Origin of the sequence: Alicyclobacillus acidiphilus NBRC 100859 (assembly GCF_001544355.1) — a bacterium.
GTDB lineage: Bacteria > Bacillota > Bacilli > Alicyclobacillales > Alicyclobacillaceae > Alicyclobacillus > Alicyclobacillus acidiphilus.
In genome coordinates this window covers 1-11286 of record NZ_BCQI01000086.1, presented here as the reverse complement: position 1 = coordinate 11286, position 11286 = coordinate 1, and the positions used below count along the sequence as shown (strand labels likewise).

The window sequence follows — 11286 nt, the reverse complement described above, 5'->3', positions numbered from 1 at the left end:
TATGTCAATATTCTGGGTGGCTGTGGTAGCAAATTTCCATGCTCGCCTTTGCTGCTGAATGGGAAAGGCGAGCTTCCCCAACACTTTCAAGATGATGCATTACGATTCTCCGAGGTGATGGAAGAGTGTCAATTAGTAGGTCCGAAACTACGATAACGGCTGAATCAATCGAGGCTCCCAAACGCAGAAAAGGACGATTGTATAAGCAAATTCCGTTGTCCCTGAACTACATCGTCCTCATCATTATCGCATTGGCGTATATAGTACCGTTTTTATGGTTGCTGTCCAATTCGCTCAAGACCGACCAGGAGTTGTTTTCCACGCCGATTACGTGGATACCCAAACACTTTGCGTTTTCAAACTTCAAGGACGCTTTCACACAGTTTCCATTTTTTGAGTATTTGAGAAACACATTGATTATCGTTGGATGCAATCTTATTGGTGTCGCTGTTTCAAATACCTTGGTCGCGTACGGATTTTCGAGAATTCAGTGGAAAGGCCGAAACGTCATATTCATTTTTGTCCTTGCCACCATGATGCTGCCATTCCAAGTGACAATGATACCTCTATTCGTCCTTTTCACCAACTTCGGATGGATTGGAACATTTTTGCCGTTAATCGTTCCTACGTTTTTCGGAAATGCATACTACATCTTCTTACTCCGGCAATTCTTTATTGGCATTCCGAAAGACCTATCGGAATCGGCGAAAGTGGACGGAGCAAACGAATTCTATATTTTCAGCAGAATTATCCTCCCTCTTTCAAAACCTGTCATTGCAACCGTGCTTATTTTCAGCTTCATCCACGACTGGGGGGACTTTATTGGACCGCTTGTGTACCTGAGCAACAACAAGCTTTATACATTGTCGTTGGGTGTTCAACAGATTATGGGAGCGACAGATCCACAATGGCCACTGCTTATGGCGGCAGGTGTTGCCATGACCGTACCGGTGCTGGTCATCTTCTTCTTTATGCAAAAACAATTTATCCAAGGGATTAGTTTTACCGGTATTAAGGACTAAGGGGGGAATTTGACGTGAAAAAACGTTCAACAATTACAGGGTTGCTCTTTATCTCTCCCTGGATAATAGGGTTCTTAATTTTTGCCGCCTACCCTGCGATCATGTCGTTCTATTATTCCCTCACCAACTACAGCATGATTGGAGCACCACAATTTATCGGCTTTCAGAACTATCGAAATCTCTTTCAAGACTCTGTCTTCCTCACATCCCTTGGAAACACGGTGTACATGGTGTTGATCGGATTGTCATTCATTACCGTATCCACCATCACAATTGCCATTTTGTTAAACAACCCTCGAATAAAGGGCATCTCATTCTTTAGGGTTGTTTTCTTTCTCCCGACTCTAGTGCCCACGGTGGTCCTTTCAGTACTTTGGATTTGGATTTTCCAACCAGATAACGGTTTGATCAACTCGTTTCTTCACATTTTTGGTATCTCCGGACCAGGCTGGCTCTCCAACCCCCACTGGGCAAAACCTTCTTTTATATTGATGGGACTTTGGGGAGCGGGCAACGCCATCATTATTTACCTAGCGGGTTTGCAGGATATCCCGACTTCCTTGTACGAGGCCGCAAGCATTGACGGTGCAAATCCATTTCAAAAAGCATTCTATATTACAGTTCCCATGTTAAAACCTGTCATTGTTTTCAATGTCATTACGGGGCTAATTGGTACATTTCAATCATTCGCCGAGTCATTCATTATGACAAGCGGAGGTCCCGATAATGCTACGCTGTTTTACTCATTGAATCTGTATGAGAACGCTTTCCAGTATTATAAGATAGGGTACGCTTCCGCAATGGCCTGGATCTTACTGCTCATCGTTCTAATCTGTACGATTGTTCTATTGCGTATGACCAAACAATTAAAGACAGATTGGTAAGATGACCCACAAGTGAATTTTTGGAACGCATAAGGAGGAGCTACGCATGATTACCGGATTGGGTCACGCAGCGTTTATGACTGAGGATATGGATGCTTCGCTGAAGTTTTATTGTGATGTCCTAGGGTTGAAGAAGGCATTTGAATTAAATAATGAACGAGGAGAACCCTGGATCGTATATTTAAAGATTTGCGACGAACAATTCCTGGAACTGTTTTACGGTGGAGAAACCAGACAAAATCCGGCTCCCCGACAAATCGGATACAATCATTTGTGCCTGCAGGTCGACGACATCCACGTTGTAGCAAACCACTTGCGGCAAATGGGAGTCCATTTAGATGTCGAGCCGAAGCAAGGAATGGATCTAAATTATCAGTGTTGGGTCAGGGATCCAGATGGCAATCGGATCGAATTTATGCAATTGCACCCTGACTCGCCTCAAAAACGAGCGTAAAATACATTATTTAGAGAGGGTACAGTCCCCTAGGACTCCGGCGAGGTGTGGCCGGACTACCTAAACGTTCCATTTTGAAGGGTGAGTCAATTGGTTACTATTCAGGAAGTCGCCAAAAGGGCAAAAGTGTCTACTGCAACCGTATCCCGCGTTCTGAATAATATCGACGGGGTAAAAGAGGCGACGAGAGCCCGTGTGTTGGACGCGATACGAGAATTGGATTACCACCCGAGTTCGATCGGGCGCAACTTGCGACTACAGGAGTCACACACGGTTATGGTTCTGATTCCGGATGTAACCAACCCCTTTTTCTCAGGGATCGTGCAGAGTATCGAATTAACGGCTCATAAATATGGTTATGACGTACTTTTGTTCGATTTGTCTGGACGCGAAGACGCGCTCCAAGAGGTCGACGCCTTCATTGATTCTCGAAAAATTGACGGAGTGATTTTCTTGGCTTCGACTAACCATGTCGAATCACTCCGGAGATTTGCTGAAAAATGCACCATTGTGGTGGCATGTGAATACGTGGACAACGTAGACATCCCTTCAGTATCTGTAGACAATATCGCGGCTGCTATCGAGGCAGTGAATTACCTAATCTCGCTTGGGCATCGAGATATCCTGTTTCTCAATCCTAAGGACCGCGATCGGCTGCGAGGCTATAGAATTGCGCTTGAACAATCTGGTATACCTGTTCGGCCAGAATTTCAAATCGAGGCTGGTTCGGCCTTAAGTGGCGGGTACATAGCCATTGAAAGGGCGATCGCGGAAAAACTTGACTTCTCAGCCGTATTTTGTGCCAATGATCTGGTCGCGATTGGCGCCATGAAAGCCGCTGCCAAACATGGAATTCGCGTGCCACACGATCTCAGCGTGGTCGGATTTGATGGGCTTCAGTTTGGGGAATATACTCTCCCCTCTCTTACAACGGTAAGCCAACCTATTGAAGAGATCGGCAGGCGCGCCATGGAAATCTGGGTGAGGATTCATCGAGGTGAAGTGGTGGATTACCCTGTAAGAGTTCAACACACGCTCACCATTCGCGAATCATGCGCCCCACGAAAATAAAAGTCCATTGAAGAGGGGGTCTATGCGTGATGAGATTTCTCAAGAAGTGTAAACCCCTTCTCCGATGGATCTTTTGTAACATCTATGTTCCGTCATCATTCTTGCAAATGTACCGCGCAGAAGACGTTTTACAGGTAATGGGCTCAATGATGGCTGACAAAGATAACCACAACCTAGATGCTTGGCACCTATGCGACGGCCTCAAAAGTTCACAAGTTGAACGGCCATGCGAGTGCCGGTCGGTCAACTGAACAATCGATCATTTGAATACTCCGTATTCCACTCACCTGTACTCCCCCATAAATCCGGAAAACCAGGCATTAGGTGCTCTTTGATCACCTCGTCGTTGATGTCATCAAAGCCAAGGCCAGGCCGATCCGAAACGTGGATGAATCCGTTCTGAATGACGGTACCCGGATAGCCACGAATGATGTCGTCCCACCAGGGAACGTCTGGCGCGTTGAATTCGGTCGCGATGAAATTTTCCGTAGCCACTCCCATGTGTGCGGTCGCCAAGGCGGCAACGGGTGTTTCACACATGTGCATCGCCATCGCGATGTTATGCCGCTGTGCAAGATCCCCGATTTTCTTCGCCTCATAAATTCCTGACGAACAGATGTCAGGATGGATGATTGGCACGGAACGATTCGTGATCAGAGGCTCAAAACTTTCGAGCGTGGACAAATCTTCGCCAGTAGCCAAGGGAGTCGATGTCATTTGCCTCAGCCACTTATATTCCTCGACATACGTGCAAGGCAGCATATCCTCCGCCCAAAGCAAATTGTATTTCTCCAATCGTCGCAGCAAACGTGATGCGTCTTCCACATGGAGGTACCCGAGATGGTCTATGGCGAGAGGCATTTTGTATCCGAGCACTTCACGCATATGGGCAACTTCTTCTTCGTATCGATCAAGACCACGCTCGGTCATTCGAAACATCCTGTATGGGGACTGAGTATTTACGATATCGAACGCTCGATTGCGGCGCTGAAGTTCAGGTCCGTCAGCTGTGTCTCGATGATTCCTCAGAAACTCGAAGTTATACTGTGCTGCCGCAACCAGTTCTTCCACAGTGTTTCCTGGAGCAGAAATCAGTTCCTCATTCGGATTTCGAACCTGGAGACTCTCGACACCAAGTACCGCCTTTACCATTGTAAATCCGTGATCATCAACGAATTGCTTCAATCGTCTCCCCATTGAATACCCGTCGTTCCCTAGGCCGGGGGTATTCACACCGAGGTCACAATACACGCGAATCGAGTCCCTGAATTTCCCCCCCAACATTTGATATACCGGAACCCCATAGGCCTTCCCTGCTAGATCCCACAAGGCAATCTCTAGTCCTGCCACTCCGCCTGCTTGTCGGGCCGGCCCCATGAATTGCTTGATACGACGGAAAAGTTTGTCCACGTTACAAGGGTTTTCACCGAGTAAACGTCCCTTGAGCATGGCTGCGTACGTTCGACTTCCGAAGTCGCGAAGTTCGCCAATCCCCGTTATACCTTGGTTCGTATAGATCTTTACAAGTGTACAGTGCATAGGTGCCCCCGCAAGGTCTGCAAATCGAATGTCTGTAATTTTAAGTTCAGAAGGTTTGGAGTATGTATTCACGTAATTCAGAGTTGATTCAAATTCGTCTGCCAAGATTAGCGTCCTCCTTAAACTACATACTTTCGTGGTACTACTTACCCGCACCCTATCACCTGCGCCGTTTACTCGCCCTCGCCGGTACCGACGTTGGAAATAACCTCCTCTTCAGCAGGACACTGGAAAAGCGCTGCGCGTTGGCTTCCGAGACGCCGCCTCGACGATAGCGCGCTTCATCGTACAAATCCTTCAAGGCATCCCATTCCTCCGACGAAGGTACAGGTTGGACATGCGATGATTGTGGAGTGCCGTTGGCGGAATCGACCAACCACGCTTGAATGCGCTCGGTCGTTTGGCGCGCTGTGTCTGTCGAAGCCCATTCGAATCCCTGCGATTCGCTGTGCCGAACGAATTGTCGATACGAATGCCTGATCTGTTGCTCCAGCGAAGACAGGTCTTCGGCATGTCGATTTCGGCTCACCTTGAGAGCTGGCAGCCGCCGCAAAATCCGTCGGCGGTCAGGTTCGATGGACTCCTCGTGATCGACGTAGTCGACCAGATCTTGTACGCTCGATCTGTGCTGATTGAGATACCATCTCCACAACTTTTGGGCGAGCCGGAAGAGGAGATAGGCGGCCGCGAGAACCACGGCGATCATCAAAACGGTCATCGCAATGTGCTGCCATGCGCCGGGCGTCGCGAGTGTCGGCTGTCGGGACGCTGTTTTCGGAAGATGGGGCGGGGCCAGTGACTGAGGCGATCGAATCGGCAGGGCACCGTTTGCGCGGCGAGCGAAGAGACGATTGAGCAGTTCAACCAGCCTGTGCTCAAGCTGCGCCCAATCGACGAGGAGCTGCAAAAGGGCAAATATCAGAAATACCGCAGCGATAAAGAGCCCAACCAGCAATCGATTGAACCGCTGCACGTTGCGCGGAACCCTCGTCTCATTCGATGACAACAGATCGTTGGCGTAAAGCTGATTCATCCGAAAGAGGACACATGCTAAGGTGACGGCGCAGCTCAGCCATAGGATCCGGCGCAGGGATCGTAAGGCGGCAACGTGAGGAAACCAAACGAATGCCGCAAAGTGGACGACGAGCCCCAGTATCCACCCGACATGCAAGGCCCTGGAGTGAACCATGTGCAGGCCGCGGACCCCCATCACGGCGGACGGAATCGCGCACGCGGCACACAACAAAAAACTTGGCCAGAAGGATATGCGCCCGAACCAATTGGCAAAACCTGCACACATGGCTAGGCAAACCAGATAAATCAACGAGGCGTTGAGTGGAAGCGGAAACGGCAGGGCCTGGCTGATTCCAGCACAAAAAGCTGGGAGAACGAGCAGCAACGCGATCCACACGGCGGCGCCTTGGGGTTTCACCGCAAGCGTCCCCAGCCAAAGCGGAAGTGGAAAGTACGCGACGACGTACGATATTCCTGGAAGGCTCGCGCGAAGCAACGGATGCCGCCAGAGCGAATCTGCCGATTTATGAAGCGTCTCGCCCATGCTCACGAACCTCCCCTTCCGTTTCGCTGCGCCTTAGCCTCAACCACTCGCGGGCTTGCTCTTCTGTCGGCAGCGGGACGACGGTCACGCCGTGGCCGGCAGACTCTATCGACGAGATCGCCTCCTGGATCTCCTCATCGACGTAACCCGTGATGAGCACAAAATCCGTGCCTTCGTTCGCCAATTCCAGTTCGGACAGGATGAGATCGTGAAACGAACACCGCACCTTGCGCTCTAAACCGGCCAAGTGTGACCACACCGCATCCAGGTGACCATAGCCGCTGTCAGGCGGTACACCTTCTGCCTGCCCATCGCGATGAGCGCCATTGCTGTGAAATCCCACACGGGCGCCAGACGTAATCAGTTTGTCGGCCATGGTGGCCGCGAGGCTGATTCCCGCCTCCACGCGCAGCGGTTCAAAGATGTGCGTCCACATGTCGCGGGTTGTCACAAAATTCAAGAGAATCTGGGCATGAAAATCAGCCGTGAATTCCCGCAGATGAACGTGGAGTTCCCCTGTTCTCGCCGTCGCCCGCCAGTTGATCTGATTCAACGGATCTCCCGGCTGGTAGGGTCTCGTCCCTTGTCTCATCAATGGATCAGGCAAGATGAAACGGCGAACTTCGACGTCTCCTTGGAAACTGTTCGACGACAACTGCAACTCAAAGTCTGGGATCAGGCGAGGGTAGATGGTGATCTCTGTGCCAGGCCCAGACAGCGTCCATCGCTTGAATGCGGACGACCCGAAGATCCCGCCGACGGTCATGGCTGCGCCGTCCAGTTTGAAGATGCCGCGCATGTCGCATTGAATCTGATGGCGTCGAGTAATGCGCGTGTACGGCGCCAGAGAGAAAATGCTTCGCACCGTCATGAATTTCTCGGATCGACGGATCTTCTCGTCCGAATAGCCCTGAAAGTCCATCGTGCCGTCGAACACCGCTTCCAGAAGAACGCGTGGAACCGGAAGCAGCTTCTTGTTTTCAATGATCTCCACCATTTCAATCGTGTCGCCAGCCATCGCGACGGATTTGGCAAAGAATCGACGGTAGCCGACGCGCCGGAGCAATAGCTTCGGCAACAACAACTGCTCAAGGGCCACCAGCGCGATCGCGATGATCAAAATCCATCTCATCGTCACCGCTCCCACCTTTCGTTGGGCTGCGCGTATCCTATGCGAGGGGTTCGGTCGGCACTGGCACGGTGTTCAGAATGCGCTCGATCACGCGCGCAGCCCCCTGGCCGTCCCTGCGGGATCGTTGCGCCAGCACCAAACGGTGCGCCAGCACAGGCACACTCAGGGCCTTCACGTCGTCCGGCGTGACATAATCCCGGCCGCGCAAGGCCGCACGAACCTGAGCCGTCCGCAGGAGCGCCTGACTTCCGCGCGGACTGACGCCGAGCGCGACATCTTGCTGCTGCCGAGTCGCCTCCACGACGTCGAGCAGATACCGCAGCACATCGTCGTCAATGTGCACCTTCGTCACCGTCGCCTGAGCCTCGACAATCTCCGCCTGGCTGACGACAGGAGTCACCCCCGACAACGGATCCGCGTCTCGGAACCTGCGCAATACTTCCATTCCTTCTTCGGTTGTCGGGTAGCCAATGTGGATCTGAAGCAGGAAGCGATCCAACTGCGCTTCGGGCAAAGGAAAGGTTCCGGCGCTCTCGACCGGATTTTGTGTGGCGATCACGAAGAATGGCTGGGCAAGCTTGTGCGTCTCCCCATCGATGGTGACCTGCCTCTCTTCCATACTCTCCAACAGACTGGACTGCGTCCGAGGCGTCGCCCGGTTGATTTCATCCGCGAGAAGGATGTTCGTAAACACCGGCCCCGGGCGAAATTCGAATTCCGAGGTCTTCACGTTGAAGAAGTGGATTCCCGTGATATCGCTCGGCAGCAAGTCCGGCGTAAACTGAATACGGTGTGTCGCGCATCCCATCGTCTTTGCCAGCGTCTTCGCCATCAATGTCTTGCCCGTCCCTGGCACATCCTGCAACAGTACATGGCCGCGAGCGAGCATCGCGACAATCAGTTGCTCCACGATCTCGTGTTTCCCGACGATGACCTGTCCAACCGAGTGTTTGATGGTATTCGCCAATCTTTGAACGTCGCGCATTTCCATATCGAGCTACCCACTTCCGTCCCGCATGTCTGCCTTAGTGATTCGATCGCTTCGCACATCCATTTCTTAACTCTTCGTCGCGGCGGCCGTGAAACCTGCACAACTTTCTCCGGCGCGAGAACAGAGCAGACGATGGGCCCGAAAGAGCGGCGCCCCGGCCCACGCGGGAGCCGAGGCGGAAAGAGCCCCTGTTTCAAGGATCGACCGCGCACCCAACGGATGAAACAGATGTCGCATAATCGAACTCAACGCGAGGATCCTGCGACAGTTGTTGATTCACCGTGTCGTCCAGGATGAGGTACAGCGAATGCGCCCAGGCGAGCGGCGTGTTTTCGTTCGGCGTTCCCTGACACGCGAGATACAACTCAGGGATATTGCCTTCCGGCGTCATGACCTGCTGTGTCCAGTTCAGATAATGGCGGGCCTTTTCCATATCGCCTAAGGTCGCGTGACAAAGTCCGAGCCAAGGAAGCCCCAAGCACCATTCCGCCTCTTTGCGATTGTCCGCATAATACATGTCGCCGTGATACCGAATCACGCCGCGATCGCGAAGCAAACTGCTTTCCACGCGGTCGATCACGTCTTGCGCCCAACGGTGCGACAGCAAACGATACGGGTAAATCAAGCTAAGCAAAGCCAAATCAAAATCATGGGTAGCGCTTTCATTGGGAAGCAAATCAAACAGAACGTCCAAGCCATTGCGTATATAGGCCATGTCGACGTCAAAGTACGGTTGAACGGCAAGCAGTCCCGCAACACAGGCGCCCACGCTGCTCGCGTGCAGTTCACGCGTCTCTTCCCACATTCCATTGTCTTCGTTGCTCCAAAATTCGAGCGTCCCTAAATAGTCGATGAGCAGGGATACGACGCGATCATCCCCATCGTCGCGCAACATCGGCAACCCTCGGCGGATGCCCTCGCCAATTCCGAACAGAAACAGGCCAACGGCGTCATTCTGCGCGTTCCCCCAAGGGCTCCATATCTCCTCTAACGATTCCGCGGTATAGCGCGGGTGAATGTATTGATACACTTCTTCTGGCTTATGAGCTGCGTGATACGACAGCTTCCATTCGTACTTTCGGAAGATGTCCAACATCGCGTGATACGTTTGTTCATATCGTCCATTGTCGCGATCAAGTTCAGACAACGTGGCGTAACAGTTGTCGCGAATCCAAACATAATGGTACGTGTTCGAGGGACTTGCCAGGTACAAACCACTTTGCAAACGCAGGCTATCGAGGCCTCTCTGCACATGGCTTCGCATAAAATACCCTCCCTTCACTGTTAAATTAATCCTCAGGAAGGGAGGGTGTGAATCATTTAGGCATCTGTCCTGCCAATCGCGGCCCGGCCATCGCGATCGCCATCGCAGACATGTCTAAGTCGCCTGAAGTTGCGCGGATTGAACCTCAATCGGCAAATTCAGTCGGACCTTGCCATGGAGCATATCGATCTGGGACTGGTAGTACTGGTGGAGGGTTCCCACATCCGACCAATATCCGTCCGCCTCATACCCGTGAATGGGAACACCGAGTTTCAGGAGTCGGGGAAACAGTTCTTTGCCGAAGTCGAATGGACGATCGTCTGGAATGTACGCGAGGATCGATGGTTCGAGAATGTAGATGCCAGTGTTGATCAGGTACGTCTCTCCCTGTGTCCACGTCTTTGGTTTTTCGATGAACTCGACAATGCGGCCATCCTCGCGTTTGGATACGACCCCGTACCCCAGCGGGCACGCAACCCGCGTTAAGAGGATGGTCGCCAATTCTCCTCGGGCGCGATGGACTTCGATGGCACGAGAGAGATCGAAATCCGTCAGCCCATCGCCGCTCATCACGATAAATGTGTCTGTGAACTGTGCGCTTGCGAGCTTCACACTTCCGGCCGTCCCAAGCGGCCGAGGCTCTTCTCGATAGTCGATATTGACCCCCCACCTCGAGCCGTCTCCAAAGTGCTCCCGAATGGACGATGACATGTAGCACACAGTGACCGTGATGTCGCGGATCTCGTGGGCCGCCAACAGTTCGACAATGTACTCCATCATCGGGCGATCCAACAGTTGTAACATTGGCTTGGGGACGTTTTTGGTCAAAGGCTTCAGTCGAGTGCCCTTCCCCCCAGCCATAATCACTGCGCGCATAGGCATACCCCTCTGCTGATAAGTAAGAAAATGTCCCGATGTCGCAATATACACAGGGGACCGGTCAGCTATGCTTTACGAATCCGGTTTCATTTCGCATGGACGAAAATTTTTATTTGAATAGTGCGAAATCGCCCGGACAAGGGCGGTGTGGGTGGGCGGAGGGCCGGTGCGGCATAGCGGTCATAACTTCCCTTACGGCGGCGTGATCGCCTGGGTGGGCGGAGGGCCGGTGCGGCATAGCGGTCATAACTTCCCTTACGGCGGCGTGATCGCCTGGGTGGGCGGAGGTTGACAGGCGCATAAGCGTCCCTCAGCCGCTTATTGCAACGAGACGAAAAGATTGAAGGCAAATAGACGGCCGCAGGCCGCTTATTTGCATCCACGGCCTCCTGAATGGGGGGGTTTGAGCAGATTAAGCGGCTATGGACCGCTTATTCGGCGCAAATCAGACGATTCGACACATTTAAGCGGCCCCGGGCCGCTTATTCGCGG

Annotated in this window: 10 protein-coding genes and 1 pseudogene; 4 read left to right on the top strand and 7 right to left on the bottom strand. The window is 52.3% G+C overall.

Annotation, left to right across the window (positions count from 1 at the left end; all coding sequences use genetic code 11):
- Window positions 1-197: 197 nt before the first annotated feature.
- The 4 genes from AAC01S_RS17035 (at window position 198) to AAC01S_RS17020 (ending at window position 3431) form a co-directional block, all read left to right on the top strand.
- Window positions 198-1022, top strand: coding sequence for a carbohydrate ABC transporter permease (locus AAC01S_RS17035; protein ID WP_157071261.1), 825 nt, complete (start codon window positions 198-200; stop codon window positions 1020-1022).
- Between the two features lie 14 nt (window positions 1023-1036).
- Window positions 1037-1906: a carbohydrate ABC transporter permease gene (locus AAC01S_RS17030; protein WP_067625289.1), complete on the top strand. Its 870-nt coding sequence runs from the start codon at window positions 1037-1039 to the stop codon at window positions 1904-1906.
- A gap of 46 nt (window positions 1907-1952) precedes the next feature.
- Entirely contained in the window at window positions 1953-2360 is a 408-nt protein-coding gene (locus tag AAC01S_RS17025) for a VOC family protein (RefSeq protein WP_067625287.1), read from the top strand.
- 90 nt (window positions 2361-2450) lie between these two features.
- On the top strand, window positions 2451-3431 hold the full coding sequence (locus AAC01S_RS17020; RefSeq protein WP_067625285.1) for a LacI family DNA-binding transcriptional regulator: 981 nt from the start codon (window positions 2451-2453) through the stop codon (window positions 3429-3431).
- A gap of 243 nt (window positions 3432-3674) precedes the next feature.
- Here AAC01S_RS17020 and AAC01S_RS17010 read toward each other — a convergent pair whose 3' ends face one another.
- The 7 genes and pseudogenes from AAC01S_RS17010 to AAC01S_RS16985 form a co-directional block, all read right to left on the bottom strand.
- Window positions 3675-4616 carry an enolase C-terminal domain-like protein gene (locus tag AAC01S_RS17010; protein ID WP_245630271.1) on the bottom strand — a complete coding sequence of 314 codons (942 nt, stop codon included), beginning with the start codon at window positions 4614-4616 and terminating at the stop codon, window positions 3675-3677.
- 102 nt (window positions 4617-4718) lie between these two features.
- A pseudogene (locus tag AAC01S_RS20010) lies at window positions 4719-4970 on the bottom strand (mandelate racemase/muconate lactonizing enzyme family protein); the annotation flags it as partial.
- Window positions 4971-5130: 160 nt separating this feature from the next.
- Window positions 5131-6528, bottom strand: a complete 1398-nt coding sequence (locus tag AAC01S_RS17005; protein ID WP_067625274.1) for a DUF4129 domain-containing protein — start codon at window positions 6526-6528, stop codon at window positions 5131-5133.
- Window positions 6509-7660, bottom strand: coding sequence for a DUF58 domain-containing protein (locus AAC01S_RS17000; RefSeq protein WP_067625270.1), 1152 nt, complete (start codon window positions 7658-7660; stop codon window positions 6509-6511). Before AAC01S_RS17000 ends, AAC01S_RS17005 begins: the two co-directional genes overlap by 20 nt.
- Window positions 7661-7697: 37 nt before the next feature.
- On the bottom strand, window positions 7698-8651 hold the full coding sequence (locus AAC01S_RS16995) for an AAA family ATPase (RefSeq protein ID WP_067625267.1): 954 nt from the start codon (window positions 8649-8651) through the stop codon (window positions 7698-7700).
- Window positions 8652-8844: 193 nt separating this feature from the next.
- Entirely contained in the window at window positions 8845-9915 is a 1071-nt protein-coding gene (locus tag AAC01S_RS16990; protein ID WP_083511919.1) for a glycoside hydrolase family 15 protein, read from the bottom strand.
- 114 nt (window positions 9916-10029) lie between these two features.
- Window positions 10030-10791 (bottom strand): nucleotidyltransferase family protein, encoded by a 762-nt coding sequence (locus tag AAC01S_RS16985; RefSeq protein WP_067625264.1) that lies wholly within the window; start codon window positions 10789-10791, stop codon window positions 10030-10032.
- Between the last annotated feature and the right edge of the window lie 495 nt (window positions 10792-11286).

Excerpts from the sequence above, each read along its gene's own strand:
- AAC01S_RS17025 (WP_067625287.1), top strand. The coding sequence starts at position 1,953 with ATGATTACCGGATTGGGTCACGCAGCGTTTATGACTGAGGATATGGAT.
- AAC01S_RS17005 (WP_067625274.1), bottom strand. The coding sequence starts at position 6,528 with ATGGGCGAGACGCTTCATAAATCGGCAGATTCGCTCTGGCGGCATCCG.
- AAC01S_RS17000 (WP_067625270.1), bottom strand. The coding sequence starts at position 7,660 with ATGAGATGGATTTTGATCATCGCGATCGCGCTGGTGGCCCTTGAGCAG.
- AAC01S_RS16995 (WP_067625267.1), bottom strand. The coding sequence starts at position 8,651 with ATGGAAATGCGCGACGTTCAAAGATTGGCGAATACCATCAAACACTCG.
- AAC01S_RS16990 (WP_083511919.1), bottom strand. The coding sequence starts at position 9,915 with ATGCGAAGCCATGTGCAGAGAGGCCTCGATAGCCTGCGTTTGCAAAGT.
- AAC01S_RS16985 (WP_067625264.1), bottom strand. The coding sequence starts at position 10,791 with ATGCGCGCAGTGATTATGGCTGGGGGGAAGGGCACTCGACTGAAGCCT.